Raw genomic sequence first — 16,438 nt, 5'->3', positions numbered from 1 at the left:
AAAAGTGTATATATGTAGAGTTGGCACGTCAATTGCATAAAAGAAAGTGAGGGAGTAAAAAGAAAGGAGGGGTGCTAAGTGAGGCACTGTGACGTTTTAATAATAGGCGGTGGTATTATTGGCTGTTCTATCGCTTATTACACATCAAAATACGGTAGAGACGTAACAATCATTGAAAAAGGAGAATTTGTCAGTGGGACGTCTTCACGGTGTGACGGGAATATTTTGGCTATTGATAAAGACCCAGGGTTTGATAGTCAAATGTCGTTAGTAAGTCAAAAATTGGTAACTGATTTAAGTGAAGAGTTAGAGCATTCATTTGAATATAGAGCACCAGGAAGTATTCTCGTATGTGAGTCGGACGAAGAAATGGAAGCAGCGCAGCAATGGGTGAATCGTCAAAAAGAAGTTGGTTTACCGTTTCGAATGCTTGATAGACAAGATATAAGAGAAGAATCGCCATTTTTTGCAGATGATTTATTAGGCGGGTTAGAATGCGCGACGGATTCGACTGTAAATCCGTATCTTCTTGCTTTTTCACTTCTTGAAGAATCGAAGAAATTTGGTACGAAAGCTTTTAATCATACGGAAGTAAAAGAAATGAAAAGAGAGCTAGACGGTTCCTTTATTGTAGAAACGACAAATGGGACGTTTACTGCGAAGCAAGTGGTAAACGCAGCCGGTGTGTGGGCTCCAAAAATCGGACAAATGTTGGATGTAAATATCCCGATTGAACCGAGGAAAGGGCATATTATTGTAGCCTCAAGACAACAATACGTTGGCTGTCGTAAAGTAATGGAATTTGGTTATTTAATTTCTAAATTTGGCGGGAAACGAAAAGTGGATGCTTTAACTGAAAAATATGGGGTAGCTCTTGTCTTTGAGCCGACAGAAAGCCAAAATTTTTTAATTGGTAGTAGTAGAGAATTTGTAGGGTTCCATACGAGAATTAATAACGACGTTATTAAATGTATTGCAAACAGAGCAATTCGTTTTTATCCGAAAATGGCGGATATGATGGTGATTCGTTCATATGCTGGATTACGCCCGTGGACAGAAGATCATTTACCAATTATTTCACGAGTGGAACATATCCCGAACTACTTTATAGCAGCGGGGCATGAAGGGGATGGCATTAGTCTTGCAGCTGTTACTGGGAAAGTGATTGAAGAATTATTAAATGAAAAAGAAACAATCATTCCTATTGAACCACTTCGTTTGAGTCGTTTTACAGAAAGGGTGTTAAACGGATGAGGTCACAAAGAGTCTTTACGACGATTGATACACATACGGGCGGGAATCCAACGAGAACATTGATTAGCGGACTGCCTAAGTTAATTGGAGAGACGATGGCAGAGAAGATGTTACATATGAAAAAGGAGTATGACTGGATTCGCAAATTGTTAATGAATGAGCCACGTGGTCATGATGTAATGTCAGGAGCACTATTAACAGATCCGTGTCATCCTGAAGCTGATATAGGTGTTATATACATAGAGACAGGTGGATATTTACCGATGTGTGGCCACGATACAATCGGTGTATGTACAGCTTTAGTTGAATCAGGTTTAATTCCAGTAGTTGAACCGGTTACTTCTTTAAAACTAGATACGCCAGCTGGCTTAGTTGAAGTAGATATTTCTGTTCAAGATGGGAAAGCGAAAGAAGTCTCATTTTGTAACATACCAGCTTTTTTACTGAAAAATATTTCAGTACACGTCGAAGAAATTGGAACTGTAGAGGCAGATATTGCGTATGGAGGGAATTTTTACGCCATTATCGATGCGAAGTCAGTAGGTCTAGAATTAATATCAGAAAACGCATCTACAATCATTGATAAAGCGATTCATATTAGAAATACAATTAATGAGAAGTTTGAAATCATTCATCCAGAGTATTCGTTTATTAGAGGATTAACCCATGTGGAGTTTTATACAGATCCTACTCATGAAAGTGCGCATGTGAAAAATACAGTTGTTGTTCCGCCTGGAGGAATTGATCGATCTCCATGTGGTACAGGAACATCAGCGAAGTTAGCTGTATTATATGCTCATAAAAAAATTGACATCGATGAAGAATTTGTTCATGAGAGTATTGTAGGTTCTTTATTTAAAGGGTGTGTTATGAATACAACATATGTAGAAAATATTGAAGCTGTAGTAACGAAAATTACGGGATCAGCTTGGCTTATGGGTATGCACAGGTTTTTTTACAATGAAAAGGATCCACATAAAGAAGGCTTTTTGCTAATTCCGCCGATGGAACATGAAACGGAGGATGTAAAATGAACATTCAAAAAATGTATACAGCAGTAGACGTACACGTAAATGGCGAGGCATTTCGTGTGATTAAAGACGTACCATGCAAATACTACTATAGTTTGGAGCAATTAAACGAACAATTTTCAGGTGAATTAGCAGAAGAAATGAAGCTTTTATTAAATGAACCGCGTGGTTTTATCGGTTTAAATGGATGTATTGTCGTTCCTTCTATTCATACGGAAGTCGATGCAGCTGTATTATTTTTTAATCATGAAGGATCCATTCCGCTTCATTATGGTGGTATTGTCGCAGTCATAACGATGTTATTAGAAAGCGGGTATTTAAAAAAGAGAGAGACGAATCAATACAAAATCGAAACGTTATCTGGCATATTTTCAGTCGATGCGTATGTAGAGAATGATGAAGTTGTATCTGTTTCGTTTGAAAGCAAACTATGTTATATGATTGAGAAAAATTTAAAGGTTGGTAATTTAAGTTACTCCCTCATACAGGCAGATAAAGTATATGCATTTGTAGAAAAGGATACGCATTCGCCAGCAATCTGTATTGAAAACATCTCTAAATTAAAAAAATGGGGTGAAGCGACACTTCAAGCTATACAAAAACAGTCATTAATAAAAAGACTTATTTTAGTAGATTCTATGCAAAAAGAAAAGAACCATATAAAGTCGATTACATTTCATGAAGATAACTTTATAGTACGTTCGCCGGGTTTTGTCTCTACTATAGTGTCTTACGTTCATGCATTATTTAAAAATGATTATATAACGGATAAACCTTTTAAAAATGAAAGTATATTTAATAGTTTTATAACAGTAGAAAAAGTGCAGAAGGAAGAGCTTGGATACATTTTTCGATTTGAAAGTAGAGGGTTTATTACAGGTATGCAAACGTTTATATTAGATCCTACTGATCCGTTTCCAACAGGCTTCTTATTAAAATAAAATGGTAAAGGGAGAGATAAAGATGCAAAAAATTAAAGGAGCATTTCCAGTATTAATAACACCAATGAATGAGTTTCAAGAGATTGATTGGAAAGGTGTAAAACAAAACGTAAACTACTTTATCGAGCAAAAAGTAGCTGGAATTATTATTAATGGCAGTACGGGAGAATTTGTTAGTTTATCAAAAGAAGAACGATTTAAAATGGTAGAAACTGTATTAAAAGAAGTTGATGGCCGTATTCCAGTTATTGTTGGAACTGCTGCGGAGACGACGAAAGAAACGATTGAATATACGAAACATGCAGAAGCACACGGAGCAGATTGTGCATTAATTATAAACTCGTATTATTGTAAACCAAAAGAAGAAGAAATCTATTTTCATTTTAAAGAAATCTCAAATGCTGTAAATATACCAATTATGTTATACAATAACCCGTTTACATCTGGTGTTGATATGAGTACAGAGCTCATGCTCCGTATAGGAAAAGAATGTGAAAATGTTACACATATTAAAGAATCTAGCGGAGATATTCGTAAAGCGAGAGATTTAGTAAGACAAGGCGAAGGCGCTTTTCAAGTCTTCTGTGGATCTGAAGATTTAGTTATGGAATCTTATTTAGTTGGTGCAACGGGATGGGTTTCAGTAGCGGGAAATATTGTTCCAGGTCTCGTTACGAAAATGTATGAGCATTTTCAAAATGGGGAATTAGAAAAAGCTTGGGAAATAAACGATGCTATTTTACCTCTTTGCGAGTTTCTTGAAGGGTCAGGAAAATATGTACAAATCGTTAAACGCTCAATGGAACTACACGGGCAAGTTGGGGGACCTTCTCGCTATCCAAGACTGGGATTAACTGAAGAAGAAAATCAAAAACTTCAAACGATAATTTCAAAAATTGCAGCTCATGCAGCTGTTTAATTAAGGAGGAGAGCATATATGTTAACGACGAACATTGAGCTGAGACCAAAAGTGAAAGCGTTTTTAAATGAAGAAATAAAAATGTTTATTAATGGTGAATTTATTCCTTCAATTAGCGGAAAGACATTTGAGACATACAATCCAGCAACTGAAGATGTTCTAGCTATCGTATGCGAAGCACAAGAAGAGGATATTGATATCGCAGTAAAAGCGGCAAGATCTGCATTTGAATCAGGACCTTGGGCAGAAATGACTACCGCTGAAAGAGCGCATCTTATTTATAAATTAGCAGACTTAATCGAAGAGCATGGAGAAGAATTAGCACAGTTAGAAGCTTTAGATAATGGGAAACCATATCAAGTAGCGCTGGATGATGATATTTCAGCGACTGTAGAAAATTATCGCTATTATGCAGGATGGGCTACAAAAATTATAGGGCAAACAATTCCGATTTCAAAAGATTACTTAAATTACACACGTCATGAGCCTGTTGGCGTTGTAGGTCAAATTATTCCTTGGAATTTTCCGCTCGTTATGTCTTCTTGGAAAATGGGAGCTGCACTAGCAACAGGTTGTACAATCGTATTAAAACCGGCAGAACAAACGCCTTTATCATTATTATATACAGCGAAACTCTTTAAAGAAGCAGGTTTTCCAAACGGTGTCGTAAACTTTGTGCCAGGTTTTGGCCCTGAAGCAGGAGCGGCAATCGTAAACCATCTTGATATTGATAAGGTAGCCTTTACAGGTTCAACGGTTACGGGAAAATATATTATGCGTCAATCTGCAGAAACAATTAAACATGTAACGTTAGAACTTGGCGGTAAATCACCAAATATCATTTTAGAAGATGCTGATTTAGAAGAAGCGATTAACGGTGCATCCCAAGGCATTATGTATAATCACGGTCAAAATTGTAGTGCCGGATCTCGCGTATTCGTTCACCGAAAACATTACGAAACAGTCGTAAATGAACTAGTGAAAATGGCGAATAAAGTGAAACTTGGAGCAGGTATGGAGAAGGAAACAGAAATGGGTCCACTCGTATCTAAAAAACAACAAGAGCGTGTGCTACATTACATTGAACAAGGAAAAGCGGAAGGCGCTACTGTTGCTGCTGGTGGTGAACGTGCATTTGAAAAAGGTTATTTTGTACAGCCAACGGTATTCACCAATGTTACTGATGATATGACAATTGTTAAAGAAGAAATTTTTGGACCAGTTGTCGTTGTACTTCCTTTTGATTCAACAGAAGAGGTAATTGAAAGAGCGAATCGCTCTTCATACGGACTCGCTGCGGGCGTATGGACACAAAATATTAAAACAGGACATCAAGTTGCCAATAAATTAAAGGCAGGGACTGTATGGATTAATGATTATAACTTAGAAAATGCAGCGGCACCATTTGGTGGGTTTAAACAATCTGGTATCGGTCGTGAGTTAGGTTCATATGCGCTTGATAATTACACAGAAGTGAAAAGTGTTTGGGTAAATATAAAGTAATAGAGAATCTATCTGTTAATAAATAGAGGGATGAAATAATAAGAGATGCGGACAACTGGAAGGTTTAATAATAGTTGTCCGTTTTCTTATATATAAAATAGTTTTTAAAAGAATGATAAGGGGGATTTGGATGGAGCAATTAGTAGAGTGGTTAGTAGGGCAAGTGTGGAGTATTGGGTTAGTTGTTTTTGCATTAGGAGCAGGTGTGTATTTTACAATTGCAACTCGTTTTCTACAAATTCGTTATTTTAAAGAGATGATTAAATTATTATTTGAAGGGAAGAGCTCGGAGACGGGAATTTCATCTTTTCAAGCATTTTGTTTAGCTTTATCCGGTAGGGTCGGAATAGGTAATATTGCAGGGGTCGCGACAGCTATCGCTTTTGGCGGGCCAGGAGCTGTATTTTGGATGTGGGTAATGGCTCTTTTAGGAGCAGCTAGTGCATTTGTTGAATCAACATTATCTCAAGTGTATAAAAGTAAAGTTGGAAATGAATATCGCGGTGGTACACCATATTTCATCGAAAAAGGCTTGAAAATGAAATGGTTTGCAGTCATTGTAGCAGTCGTTGTAACACTTTCATATGGCGTTTTATTACCAGGTATTCAATCTAGTAGTATCGCAGTGGGGTTTGAAAACTCAAATGGCATTAGCAAATATATAACTGGTATATTGTTAGTCGTATTATTAGCAGCAATCATTTTTGGCGGTGTAAAGAGAATTGCGGGCGTTTCTCAAATGCTTGTTCCATTTATGGCAATTGGCTATGTAATTGTTACATGTATCGTATTAATTGCGAATGTAACAGAAATTCCAAGTATGTTCGCTTTAATTTTCTCTAGTGCTTTTGGTGTAAATGAAATGTTTGGCGGAATCGTCGGTGCAGCAATCGCATGGGGCGTAAAGCGCGCTGTATTCTCAAATGTTGCTGGTGTTGGAGAAGCGACATATAGCTCCGCTGCTGCTGAAGTATCCCATCCTGCAAAACAAGGGTTAGTTCAAGCGTTTTCTGTATATATCGATACAATTGTTGTATGTACAGCGACAGCTCTTATGATTTTAATAACAGGTATGTATAATGTTATACCTGAAGGAAAAAGCGCCATTGTAAAGAATATAGGGAATGTTGATGCAGGTCCAATCTATACACAACAAGCAGTTGAAACTGTTATGACAGGGTTTGGTCCAATATTTATTTCATTCGCAATCTTCTTCTTCGCGTTTACAACTTTACTTGCTTACTACTATATCGCTGAAACGACACTTACTTATTTAGATCGTGAGCTTAAACATAGCTGGTTAAAACCAGTTTTAAAAATTGGATTTTTAATTATGGTATACATCGGTAGCGTAGAATCGGCGTCACTTTTATGGAATCTTGGAGATTTAGGAATTGGTAGTATGGCATGGTTAAATCTAATCGCGATTCTACTATTAAGTAAAATTGCATTAAAAGTGTTAAAAGATTATGAATCACAGAAAAAAGAAGGGAAAGATCCAGTGTTTGATCCTAAAAATGTGGGAATTGAAGGTTTAACATTTTGGGAAGAGAGGAGTAAAGAGATTGAAAGGAAAAACTATAAAGAACAATCAGTAGTGGATGATAGTCTGAAATTGTAGTTTTAATAAACTGAATATTCACTCTAATTAATGAGGTATATTGCCTAATTTTCATCACATACTACAATAGGTACAGATAATTTGAATGGAGGTAATAATAAGATGGAACACGAACAACATAGTTCAGTAAATGACGTTCTACATCATTATAAAGAAGGTATCGGTAGTTTTACAAACCAAATTCCTGAAATTGCTGAAACATATAATGCATTCACGCAAGCTTGTTTTCAAGAGGGCGCTTTAACAAAAAGGGAAAAACAACTTATCGCATTAGGAATTAGTCTAGCAACGCAAGATGAATACTGTACAATTTATCATACAAAAGGTTGTCTTGATCAAGGGTGTTCAGATAAAGAAATTCTGGAAGCATGTGGTGTATCAGCAGCATTTGCTGGTGGAGCTGCAATGAGTCAAGCAGTAACATTAGTACAAGAGTGTTTAAGTGAACTGAAAAATCAAAAGCATTGAATATAAAAGAACGTTTTAAACTTTATGTTTAAAACGTTCTTTTACGTGAGATTGAATTTGAGTATAAAAATTACCTTGTATGTGATGTAATAAAGTAAGATTTTTAAAGTTAGTGGGAATGAGAAATCACAACTATTTATTTAGTTTTAAGATTTTCTAAAAAGCTTCAATTGTTTCATATAATCAATGGCCTTTGTTTTGTTCTTTTGTTTACATACATATTCGAATTCATTTTTATCCCTATAATAATTATTCATTATATCTTATATAAGAATTCCATCGGAAATAGCCTTTTTAATTGCACAGTGTGGTTCATTTGTATGATAGCAGTTAGAAAATTTACATCTCTTAAATATCGCCTCAATATCTGCATATCCAAGATCAGAGTTATCCCCATGATTTATTAGGTCAAATCCTATTTTACTAATAATTAATCCCTCCACTTTTCAATGAGTGCTTTAGAAGTACACATACAAATTCTATCGTTTTTAAGTTGTATGTAATTCAATATTCCATATTTTTATAAATTGATTTCTCTACGTCAGGAAGAACGCTGTATATACTCTTACCGATTAAAGATTCTAATTTATTCTTAATTGTGTAGAAACCTTTCCAATGTAAAGAAGAATGAGAGGTTGTTCCATGTCGTAAACCAACTGAAATCAATCTTTTTTCAAGCGTAGTAAAGCCCTCTGCATCAGCAAGTGCGTCACAAAGGGTAATGACCTTATTGTATAAGTCGTAGTCACTATTTTCATTCAATATTTCAATTAATAGGCTTTTCATATAATCAGGAACAAGGCTCCACTCCGCTGCTATATCTAAATGCTCATTTTTACACGGGAATGAATGTGTCACGCAAATAATCGCGTTTCCTGTATACCCTAAATTATTCAAATACATATAACCATCATAGGAATGAATAACAGATTTAGTAAACCCTTTATATCTTCCTATATCATGCAGGAGGGCAGCATTATATGCTATGTCAGCATCTAGGTCGTACCCATTATTAATAAGTTCTACAACTATCTTTTCAGTTGCAAGGGCAACATTACATGAATGTTCGAACCACGGACCTGGGTTTTGTTCATATGCCCACTCGAGTAATTCCCTTGCGTATGTCCTATCTAATATATACTTCATATACGTATCCTTTCTCTAAAAAATTGTACCTTAAATAATTTCATCTTCGTATTTCGTTATTCCTTCTTTAAAAATTGGTACAATGAAACAAAAGGGGGATTAGTAATGCAAGATTTAGTAATTGAAGAGATTAAGCAAATAAAAGATGATATGGAAGAGCTTTCTGAACTATTAAAAACGGTTGTAGATGATGGGGCGTCAATTGGTTTTTTGCCTCCACTGGAACAAAAAGAATCAACGAAGTATTGGGAAGTCGTTTTAGCACCAGAAGTGATCTTGTATGTCGCTAAAATAAATAATGAAGTGGCAGGGAGTATTCAATTACATTTAGTTACAAAGCCTAATGGGATCCATAGGGCCGAAATTTGCAAGTTAATGACTCATCCAAACTTTAGACGTAATGGCATTGGACGTTTACTTATGCAAAAAGTAGAGGAACGAGCAAAGCAAGAAAACAGGTCTCTTTTAGTGTTAGATACGAGAGAAGGAGATCCTTCTAATAGATTGTATAAATCATTAGACTATCAAGAAGCTGGAAAAATACCAGATTACGCAACATCTCCAAATGGTAATTTAGATGCCACAGTTATTTATTATAAAATTATATAAGTTATATAAGTTATATAAGTTGTGATTAAAAGGTTATCATGCTTAAAATAATAAATTCATTTAGTACATGAAATAAATGAATTTGAGAAAGTTTTTAGAGGGTTCTTTTAGTAATGTTCCTCGACTTATAATGGATGTAGAGAAGATGACTAGGCAACTATAGTTATTTTCGCTTTATTATGGGAAAGGGGATGACGGGATGAAAACGAAAGGTTTACAGAAGGTGAAGAAAGTCATATTAAGTGGTGGCATATTACTTACGGGATTGTTAACTTTCGGTTTTTCAGAAAAAGCTTCAGCTCACGGATATGTAGAATCACCAGCAAGCCGTTCTTATTTATGTAAGCAAGGGGTGAATGTAAATTGCGGTCCGATTCAATATGAGCCGCAAAGTGTAGAAGGAATAGGTGGATTCCCGCAATTAGGACCTTCTGATGGACAAATCGCAGGAGCTGGCCATTTTCCTGCTTTAGACGTTCAAACAGTTGATAGGTGGAAGAAAGTTACGTTAAACGGCGGGACGAATACATTCAAGTGGAAACTAACCGCACCTCATAGTACGAAAGAATGGAAATACTACATTACAAAAAAAGATTGGAATCCAAATAAACCATTATCACGATCTGATTTAGATTTAGTACCGTTTTATGTGAAAAATGACGGAGGAGCTAGACCAGGAACTTCCGTGACACATGAAGCAAATGTACCTACAGATAGAAATGGATATCACCTTATTTTAGCTGTTTGGGAAATTGCAGACACTGGGAATGCGTTTTATCAAGTTATAGATGTGAACCTTGTAAATACTGGTTTAGCATCAAATTTCGCGCTAAATCATGTAGTGCAAGTTCCTACATTGTTTTAAATGAAATATACATTTTGATCATCTAATTCATTTTAGATGATCTTTTTTACGCAAAACGATGAAAAATATAGAAGAAAGTGCAATTATTTATAAAAAATTATGCTTTAAATATTGTCATATTTGCTTCTTTAAGATATCCTTTTCATGAAGAGGTGGAAAACATGGAAAAAGTACTAGTTTTCGGGCATAAAAACCCAGATACAGATGCAATTTGTTCTGCAATTGCTTATGCAGAATTGAAAAAAGAATTAGGAATGAATGCTGAGCCTGTACGTTTAGGCGAAATCAGCGGTGAAACTCAATTTGCGTTAGACTATTTTAAAGTAGAAGGACCGCGTTTTGTTGAGACAGTTGCAAGCGAAGTGGACAACGTTATTTTAGTTGATCATAACGAGCGTCAACAAAGTGCTAACGATATCGAATCTGTTCGTGTGTTAGAAGTTATTGACCATCACCGTATTGCTAACTTTGAAACAAGCGATCCTATATACTACCGTTGTGAGCCAGTTGGTTGTACAGCTACAATCTTAAACAAAATGTACAAAGAAAACGGCGTTACAATTCGTAAAGAAGTTGCAGGTTTAATGTTATCTGCAATCATTTCAGATTCTTTACTATTCAAATCTCCAACTTGCACAGAGCAAGACGTAGCGGCAGCTCGTGAATTAGCGGAAATCGCTGGTGTAGATGCTGATAGCTACGGCTTAGAAATGTTAAAAGCTGGTGCTGACTTAAGCGGAAAAACAATGGAGCAATTAATCTCTCTTGACGCTAAAGAATTCCAAATGGGTAATGCGAAAGTTGAAATCGCACAAGTAAACGCTGTTGATACAAACGACGTTCTTGTACATCAAGCGGAACTTGAAAAAGTTATCTCTGCAGTAGTAGAAGAAAAAGGTTTAGACCTATTCTTATTCGTTGTAACTGATATCTTAACTAACGATTCTGTCGGTCTTGCAATCGGTAAAGCAGCAAACGTTGTTGAGAAAGCATACAACGTATCTCTAGAAAACAACACTGCTACATTAAAAGGTGTTGTATCTCGTAAAAAACAAATCGTACCAGTACTAACAGAAGCATTCCAAGCTTAATATAATTGTGTATGGTTTAACAAAAAAAGGACAAGTAGTCAGATTGGCTACTTGTCCTTTTTTATCTCTAAAAAACAGAAAATTTAAAATAGGAGGATTGTGTATGTTTAATGATTTGGAGAGTAAATTACAGTCACTTTTAGAGCGGAAAATTACTTCTGTTTCAGAATTAGAGCGTTGGCTTTTAGAGGAACTGCGTGTAAACGCTGAAGTAGAAGAGGAGATAACAAGTAGTTTAATCGCCACGTATAGAGATACAAATGACAGAGATAAACGTAATTTACATATGTATAATCAAAATACAATTCAACCACTTTTAAAAAGCTACACTGCAAAATTTGACCAGAAATTTAGAGAGTGCCCGTTTTCCGACTTATTAAATGAGCAGAAATACGGATTTATGAAAAAAGAACGATTAGTGAAGAGTAAAATGTTTAATGAAAAGAACATTGCTCTTTCCATTAAAGAGCAAGAACTTATTACGAAATATAGAGAAATAATGTCTAACATATTTATTAATTGGGAAGGCGAGCAAAAGACGTATGCATTCATAAAAGCCAAGTTAGATAACCCCAATAGAGTTATTCGCGAAAAAGCTTGGTACGCTTTATGTGAAGCAAGAAGTGTAGTGAAAATAGAAATAGATTGTATTATGAATGAACTTATACAATTGCGGAATGAGATAGCTTTACATGCAGGATTTAATAATTATAGTGAATATGTTTTCAAACAAAAAAATAGAGATTATAGTATTGAAGAGTGTTATAAGCTTCATGAATCTATAGAAAAGTATGTTGTACCAATATGGGAACAGTTGGGAAGTCTTTCTAAAAAGAATCTCGGCGTAAAAAAATATCGCCCTTGGGATCTTACGCCATGTAAATTACCAAAAGCCCCATTCCAAAATGAAATTGATTTATTGGATGGGGTGGAAGAAATGTTTCGGACGACAGATTTATATTTTTATGAGAAATTTATTCATATAAGGAAAGCAGGATTCATTGATGTAGAAGAACGTGAAAATAAAGCGCCAGGAGCTGCTTGTTTTACCCTACCTTTTAGTAAAGAGGTTTTTGTGTATTCTAATTTTAGTCCATCATTCTATGCAATTAATGCACTCATACATGAAGTGGGGCATGCTTTTCATTTTTATAAACAATTTAACAATGATAGTAGCATGCAGGAAAGATATCTTCGCGAAGAGGTGGCTGAGCTTTATGCCCTCAGTCTGGAGTTGCTAGTAATGGATAAGCTCAATATCTTTTATAAGCAAGAGGAAGAATATAAAGAAGTGCAGCGCGTACAATTATATCGTGCTTTGTCTTTATTAATGTCGTCAATTGCAGGAGATGTATTCCAGCACTGGATCTATGCAAATCCAAACCATACACCAGAAGAACGAGATAAGAAATACGCTGAAATATGTAAAAGGTATCAATATTCATCCGTTGATATTGCAGGATTAGAGAATGAAATCGGCGCAGGCTGGTTAGAGTCATTTCACTTTGTCCAGTTTCCTTTTTATAAAATTGAATATGCAATTGCACAAATAGGAGCAATACAATTGTTTCAAATTTATCGGGAAGATCGAGAAAAAGCGATTGCTTTCTTTAAAGAGGGAGCTAGTTCAGATTGGAACCTACCTATACAAGAAATATATGAAAAAACAGGTGTTACGTTTGATTTTTCGGAAGGAAGGATAGAAAGTACAACAAGGGTTATTTTGGATCTGATTAGCGAATTAAAATAAGGATAGCATTAGCTATCCTTATAACTGTTTATTCGTAGATTTCTTCTTGTTTATATAAAATGTAATAATAGCCGCAATGATGAAAATAGGTATGGCATACGCTTGCCCAACAAACAACTTCCAGCCAACGTGATTATAGCCTTCAGATGCTGGAGCAATCATAGCGATTATGCAAACAATAATATAGAGTACTAGTGCAGGGATTATATTTTTCATATGTTCACCTCCTTTTCATAAAATCATCACATATATATTTATATAACACATTATAGATTGAGATAAGATATATGTATTTCTAATATTTATGTAAATAAAAGGGTTGTTTTTAAGTGGAATAGAATAGGTGTATGTAGAATGATATAGGGGTGTTACATATAATGAACAATATATTAAATCGAATAAAGAAAGATGTAAGTATAGAATTATTGAATACGCTATGGCCTGGTTTTAATAGGGCTGCATTTGCATTATATAATGATGAGTATGTGTATGTATTTCATCATCCTTTATTTTTGAAAGGTGATGATAAGTATGAGTATACCGTATTAAAGTGGGATGAACAATTTAAAGCTGATACATTTATACTATTCAAAGATTATCCGACTGCTATTGTGAATATGAATAGATATAAAGATTATGAAACTTTACTTGCGGTTGTGGTGCATGAACTTTTTCATTGTTATCAATATTTGAATAAAGAAAGGAGATTTCCAAATGAATCTATAGGATTTCAATATCCTATAACAGAAGAAAATATAGAATTGCGAAATAAAGAACGAATTTGTTTATATGATGCTGTCCATTGTAAGTCACAAGCTGAGAGAATTAATTATATTAAGCGATTTATTGAACTAAGAGAGCATAGAGCTAGTTTTATGAAAGAAGAGTTTATAACATATGAATGTATGGTTGAAAGCATAGAGGGGCCTGCTTGGTATGTTGAAATGAATGCATACAATTCAGTATGCAAAAAGGATGAAAGCGAAACATTACGAAAATATAGCGGGTTCATTTTAGATGTATATGAAGCTAATTGTAACATTAGAAAGAGCTGCTATAGCCCAGGAATGCTTTTATGTTTATTATTAGATGAAATCCTTCCTGAATGGAAAACGAGCTTCTTTAATAGTGATAAATCGTTATATGCCTTTTTAAAACAAAATATAAATGTGGATTTGAGTTTAAATAATGAAATTGTAATAAGTAAAGAAACGAAGCAAATCCTTCATTTTGTACAAAACGAAAGAGGTAAGGATATTAAGCAATTTTATGATGAAGAAGGGTATCATCTATATATTGTAGGGGATATAAAATTAAATTCGTTTAATCCAATGAATGTAAAGTTAAACGGAAATAAAGCATTACATAAAACTTTTTTAAGTGTAAGTATACATAATAAAACATATATGATAAATCAACCTGTTTTAGCATCTTTTGAAGAAGATTTTAAAAATATGACACAAGTTCATATCATAATGAATGAAAAACCGATAGAAACAAATAATGGTTGGAACGTAGTGGGAATTGGAGATATAGAAGCTGCGTATGAAGAAGTAGAGAGTTCTATATTTTTATATTTAAAAAGTTAGAAGTGAGGTAAGAAATAAAGATGAAGAGGTTATGCATAATTCCATGCGGAAAGAAGAAAATTTGGGATAAGTATTCAGATTACGGGCCGATGGAGGCAAAAGATGTATATATTAGCCCATTCGGAAAAGCATGTCAGGCGTATGCAACTATGTTTTTCGAGAATTGGGTTATCTTATCGGCGAAGCATGGATTTTTAGGACCAAATGATATTGTATTAGAAAACTATGATCTTGCGTTTGATTCAAAGAGTGATGAGATTATTAGTATGGAACAATTAAAACAACAGATGATTGAAAAGGACTTGCTTCAGTTTGATGAAATCGTTTTACTTGCAGGAAAGAAACATAAGAAAGTAGTGACACAATTATATCCAGAAGAAATCATTACGTATCCGTTAGCTGGGTGTAAAGGGATTGGGTATATGTTGCAGAGGTTGAAAGGGGCTGTGGGGGATGGGAAGGAATTATAGGTAACTAATGTATAATTAAGGTATGAAGATGGAGGTGATTAAGAGTGAAAAAAGTTTTCAAAAGTAATGTATCTAGCTTTGTTTGTATAGGTCTTGTGTTATTATTAATTGATTTTAATAACTTATCAATATTAGAATACATATTCTTAACAACGAGCACCCTTGCTTTTGTTGCATTTTTAGTGAACTTAGCAGTTACATACTATTGTGAGAGAGAAGAAAGAAAATATACATGAATGTAAAGCCCAAATATTGGGCTTTTTTCTATGTTGTATTTCCGTTGAATATGTAAGGAAGAATTGTTAAGGGTACTAAAATAACTTTTATAAAACGTAGAATATAGACTAGTAAACAAGCCGTTTTATACTTTCAAACATAGAATATGATGAATACTATTGAAGGGAGAGTCATATTCATGGGAAACAATTGTCGTTGTAGACAATCCCGGAATTGTAATAGATTTTGGGATGATCTAATGTTTGGAAGATGTAGACGTAGAGATTGTGATGATTGTGGTTGTAAACGTAAACGTCATTGTGATTGTGATGATTGCCGTTGCAATCGTAAGCGTGATGATGATGATAAGTGCCGCAAGTGGTAAATTTTTTTGAAAGAGTACTTAAAAGTAAGTACTCTTTTTGTATATGAAGCTTTTACATTCCATCTTGAATTAATTTTCTTTCAATTTCCCATGTATCTCGTTTTTTAATTTTTATAGCGATATTAGTTCCGCTAGATTCCTTATAAAAGATATATCCATTGTTTGCGTTCACATATGTCAATGGTTCACCTATGCAATCTTGTGAACAAGATGTATTAATTAGTTCGATTAAAGATAGTTCGCTCGGATCGGTTTTACTCGCATCTATAATCGTATCAACGTCTGTTTTACGGTAACCTTGTAAGTTTACATGGAAACTTTGTTCAATTTCACCTGTAATACTAGTATTCATTACTTCAACTGAAAGTTTCTTTTCTTGAAGAAATCCGTTCTCATAAAGCAATTTTGTATATCCAAGCCATCCGATTAAAACTAGCATGATAAACATACTAGATATTTTAAGTGTGCGAATCCGTTTACTAACAATCGTTTCTGAGTATTTCATTCAGTTTAATCCTCCAAGTGTTTTTAATTTAAAGTATGCTTGGATACATATATTTAGAAGAGGATGAAAGGTAAC

The 16,438-nt window shown here is 34.6% G+C and carries 18 protein-coding genes and 1 pseudogene; 15 read left to right on the top strand and 4 right to left on the bottom strand.

What is annotated here, in order from left to right:
- Positions 1 to 78 precede the first annotated feature (78 nt).
- From ACXY7N_RS19595 to ACXY7N_RS19565, 7 genes are all read left to right on the top strand, one after another.
- Positions 79 to 1,254: an NAD(P)/FAD-dependent oxidoreductase gene (locus ACXY7N_RS19595; protein ID WP_016087520.1), complete on the top strand. Its 1,176-nt coding sequence runs from the start codon at positions 79 to 81 to the stop codon at positions 1,252 to 1,254.
- Positions 1,251 to 2,288 (top strand): proline racemase family protein, encoded by a 1,038-nt coding sequence (locus ACXY7N_RS19590; RefSeq protein ID WP_016087521.1) that lies wholly within the window; start codon positions 1,251 to 1,253, stop codon positions 2,286 to 2,288. The genes ACXY7N_RS19595 and ACXY7N_RS19590 overlap by 4 nt, the downstream gene beginning before the upstream one ends.
- The gene (locus ACXY7N_RS19585) at positions 2,285 to 3,226 is read left to right on the top strand and encodes a proline racemase family protein (protein WP_488592570.1); all 942 of its coding nucleotides are present in this window, start codon (positions 2,285 to 2,287) and stop codon (positions 3,224 to 3,226) included. Before ACXY7N_RS19590 ends, ACXY7N_RS19585 begins: the two co-directional genes overlap by 4 nt.
- A 22-nt stretch (positions 3,227 to 3,248) precedes the next feature.
- A complete protein-coding gene (gene dapA / locus ACXY7N_RS19580; protein ID WP_016134711.1) occupies positions 3,249 to 4,145 on the top strand; it encodes a 4-hydroxy-tetrahydrodipicolinate synthase in 897 nt (298 codons plus the stop codon).
- Positions 4,146 to 4,163: 18 nt separating this feature from the next.
- Entirely contained in the window at positions 4,164 to 5,648 is a 1,485-nt protein-coding gene (locus tag ACXY7N_RS19575; protein ID WP_488592569.1) for an aldehyde dehydrogenase family protein, read from the top strand.
- Between the two features lie 130 nt (positions 5,649 to 5,778).
- Positions 5,779 to 7,269 carry an alanine/glycine:cation symporter family protein gene (locus tag ACXY7N_RS19570; RefSeq protein ID WP_016087525.1) on the top strand — a complete coding sequence of 497 codons (1,491 nt, stop codon included), beginning with the start codon at positions 5,779 to 5,781 and terminating at the stop codon, positions 7,267 to 7,269.
- Between the two features lie 102 nt (positions 7,270 to 7,371).
- Positions 7,372 to 7,737 carry a carboxymuconolactone decarboxylase family protein gene (locus ACXY7N_RS19565; protein ID WP_016087526.1) on the top strand — a complete coding sequence of 122 codons (366 nt, stop codon included), beginning with the start codon at positions 7,372 to 7,374 and terminating at the stop codon, positions 7,735 to 7,737.
- Between the two features lie 146 nt (positions 7,738 to 7,883).
- On the opposite strand, the pseudogene ACXY7N_RS19560 reads toward ACXY7N_RS19565, so the two are convergent.
- Both ACXY7N_RS19560 and ACXY7N_RS19555 read right to left on the bottom strand, forming a co-directional pair.
- A pseudogene (locus ACXY7N_RS19560) lies at positions 7,884 to 8,180 on the bottom strand (hypothetical protein).
- Between the two features lie 61 nt (positions 8,181 to 8,241).
- The gene (locus ACXY7N_RS19555; protein ID WP_016087527.1) at positions 8,242 to 8,883 is read right to left on the bottom strand and encodes an HD domain-containing protein; all 642 of its coding nucleotides are present in this window, start codon (positions 8,881 to 8,883) and stop codon (positions 8,242 to 8,244) included.
- Between the two features lie 105 nt (positions 8,884 to 8,988).
- On the opposite strand from ACXY7N_RS19555, the gene ACXY7N_RS19550 reads away from it, so the two are divergent.
- The 4 genes from ACXY7N_RS19550 to ACXY7N_RS19535 all read left to right on the top strand — a co-directional run bounded on the left by ACXY7N_RS19550 (position 8,989) and on the right by ACXY7N_RS19535 (position 13,198).
- Entirely contained in the window at positions 8,989 to 9,492 is a 504-nt protein-coding gene (locus ACXY7N_RS19550) for a GNAT family N-acetyltransferase (RefSeq protein WP_016134709.1), read from the top strand.
- Positions 9,493 to 9,691: 199 nt separating this feature from the next.
- Positions 9,692 to 10,357: a lytic polysaccharide monooxygenase gene (locus tag ACXY7N_RS19545; protein ID WP_016087529.1), complete on the top strand. Its 666-nt coding sequence runs from the start codon at positions 9,692 to 9,694 to the stop codon at positions 10,355 to 10,357.
- A 161-nt stretch (positions 10,358 to 10,518) separates the two neighbouring features.
- Positions 10,519 to 11,448, top strand: coding sequence for a manganese-dependent inorganic pyrophosphatase (gene ppaC / locus ACXY7N_RS19540; RefSeq protein ID WP_000416871.1), 930 nt, complete (start codon positions 10,519 to 10,521; stop codon positions 11,446 to 11,448).
- Positions 11,449 to 11,551: 103 nt separating this feature from the next.
- The gene (locus ACXY7N_RS19535) at positions 11,552 to 13,198 is read left to right on the top strand and encodes a M3 family oligoendopeptidase (protein WP_098486490.1); all 1,647 of its coding nucleotides are present in this window, start codon (positions 11,552 to 11,554) and stop codon (positions 13,196 to 13,198) included.
- A gap of 18 nt (positions 13,199 to 13,216) precedes the next feature.
- Here ACXY7N_RS19535 and ACXY7N_RS19530 read toward each other — a convergent pair whose 3' ends face one another.
- On the bottom strand, positions 13,217 to 13,414 hold the full coding sequence (locus tag ACXY7N_RS19530) for a DUF4017 family protein (RefSeq protein ID WP_016087532.1): 198 nt from the start codon (positions 13,412 to 13,414) through the stop codon (positions 13,217 to 13,219).
- 161 nt (positions 13,415 to 13,575) lie between these two features.
- Between ACXY7N_RS19530 and ACXY7N_RS19525 the strand changes: the two genes are divergently transcribed.
- The 4 genes from ACXY7N_RS19525 (at position 13,576) to ACXY7N_RS19510 (ending at position 15,858) form a co-directional block, all read left to right on the top strand.
- Positions 13,576 to 14,787: a hypothetical protein gene (locus ACXY7N_RS19525; RefSeq protein ID WP_016134707.1), complete on the top strand. Its 1,212-nt coding sequence runs from the start codon at positions 13,576 to 13,578 to the stop codon at positions 14,785 to 14,787.
- A gap of 20 nt (positions 14,788 to 14,807) precedes the next feature.
- Positions 14,808 to 15,257: a DUF6884 domain-containing protein gene (locus tag ACXY7N_RS19520; RefSeq protein WP_016134706.1), complete on the top strand. Its 450-nt coding sequence runs from the start codon at positions 14,808 to 14,810 to the stop codon at positions 15,255 to 15,257.
- Between the two features lie 44 nt (positions 15,258 to 15,301).
- Positions 15,302 to 15,493 (top strand): hypothetical protein, encoded by a 192-nt coding sequence (locus ACXY7N_RS19515; RefSeq protein ID WP_016087535.1) that lies wholly within the window; start codon positions 15,302 to 15,304, stop codon positions 15,491 to 15,493.
- A gap of 179 nt (positions 15,494 to 15,672) precedes the next feature.
- Positions 15,673 to 15,858: a hypothetical protein gene (locus ACXY7N_RS19510; protein ID WP_080117946.1), complete on the top strand. Its 186-nt coding sequence runs from the start codon at positions 15,673 to 15,675 to the stop codon at positions 15,856 to 15,858.
- Positions 15,859 to 15,910: 52 nt separating this feature from the next.
- Here ACXY7N_RS19510 and ACXY7N_RS19505 read toward each other — a convergent pair whose 3' ends face one another.
- The gene (locus tag ACXY7N_RS19505; protein ID WP_016134705.1) at positions 15,911 to 16,363 is read right to left on the bottom strand and encodes a hypothetical protein; all 453 of its coding nucleotides are present in this window, start codon (positions 16,361 to 16,363) and stop codon (positions 15,911 to 15,913) included.
- Positions 16,364 to 16,438 lie beyond the last annotated feature (75 nt).

It is taken from the genome of Bacillus sp. 5w2 (genome assembly GCF_054353775.1).
This window is presented reverse-complemented; position numbering and strand designations above follow the sequence as displayed.

Bases quoted from the DNA above. Each gene is read 5' to 3' on its own strand.
- ACXY7N_RS19590 (WP_016087521.1), top strand. From the start codon at position 1,251: ATGAGGTCACAAAGAGTCTTTACGACGATTGATACACATACGGGCGGG.
- ACXY7N_RS19585 (WP_488592570.1), top strand. From the start codon at position 2,285: ATGAACATTCAAAAAATGTATACAGCAGTAGACGTACACGTAAATGGC.
- dapA (WP_016134711.1), top strand. From the start codon at position 3,249: ATGCAAAAAATTAAAGGAGCATTTCCAGTATTAATAACACCAATGAAT.
- ACXY7N_RS19575 (WP_488592569.1), top strand. From the start codon at position 4,164: ATGTTAACGACGAACATTGAGCTGAGACCAAAAGTGAAAGCGTTTTTA.
- ACXY7N_RS19570 (WP_016087525.1), top strand. From the start codon at position 5,779: ATGGAGCAATTAGTAGAGTGGTTAGTAGGGCAAGTGTGGAGTATTGGG.
- ACXY7N_RS19565 (WP_016087526.1), top strand. From the start codon at position 7,372: ATGGAACACGAACAACATAGTTCAGTAAATGACGTTCTACATCATTAT.
- ACXY7N_RS19555 (WP_016087527.1), bottom strand. From the start codon at position 8,883: ATGAAGTATATATTAGATAGGACATACGCAAGGGAATTACTCGAGTGG.
- ACXY7N_RS19550 (WP_016134709.1), top strand. From the start codon at position 8,989: ATGCAAGATTTAGTAATTGAAGAGATTAAGCAAATAAAAGATGATATG.
- ACXY7N_RS19545 (WP_016087529.1), top strand. From the start codon at position 9,692: ATGAAAACGAAAGGTTTACAGAAGGTGAAGAAAGTCATATTAAGTGGT.
- ppaC (WP_000416871.1), top strand. From the start codon at position 10,519: ATGGAAAAAGTACTAGTTTTCGGGCATAAAAACCCAGATACAGATGCA.
- ACXY7N_RS19535 (WP_098486490.1), top strand. From the start codon at position 11,552: ATGTTTAATGATTTGGAGAGTAAATTACAGTCACTTTTAGAGCGGAAA.
- ACXY7N_RS19530 (WP_016087532.1), bottom strand. From the start codon at position 13,414: ATGAAAAATATAATCCCTGCACTAGTACTCTATATTATTGTTTGCATA.
- ACXY7N_RS19525 (WP_016134707.1), top strand. From the start codon at position 13,576: ATGAACAATATATTAAATCGAATAAAGAAAGATGTAAGTATAGAATTA.
- ACXY7N_RS19520 (WP_016134706.1), top strand. From the start codon at position 14,808: ATGAAGAGGTTATGCATAATTCCATGCGGAAAGAAGAAAATTTGGGAT.
- ACXY7N_RS19510 (WP_080117946.1), top strand. From the start codon at position 15,673: ATGGGAAACAATTGTCGTTGTAGACAATCCCGGAATTGTAATAGATTT.
- ACXY7N_RS19505 (WP_016134705.1), bottom strand. From the start codon at position 16,363: ATGAAATACTCAGAAACGATTGTTAGTAAACGGATTCGCACACTTAAA.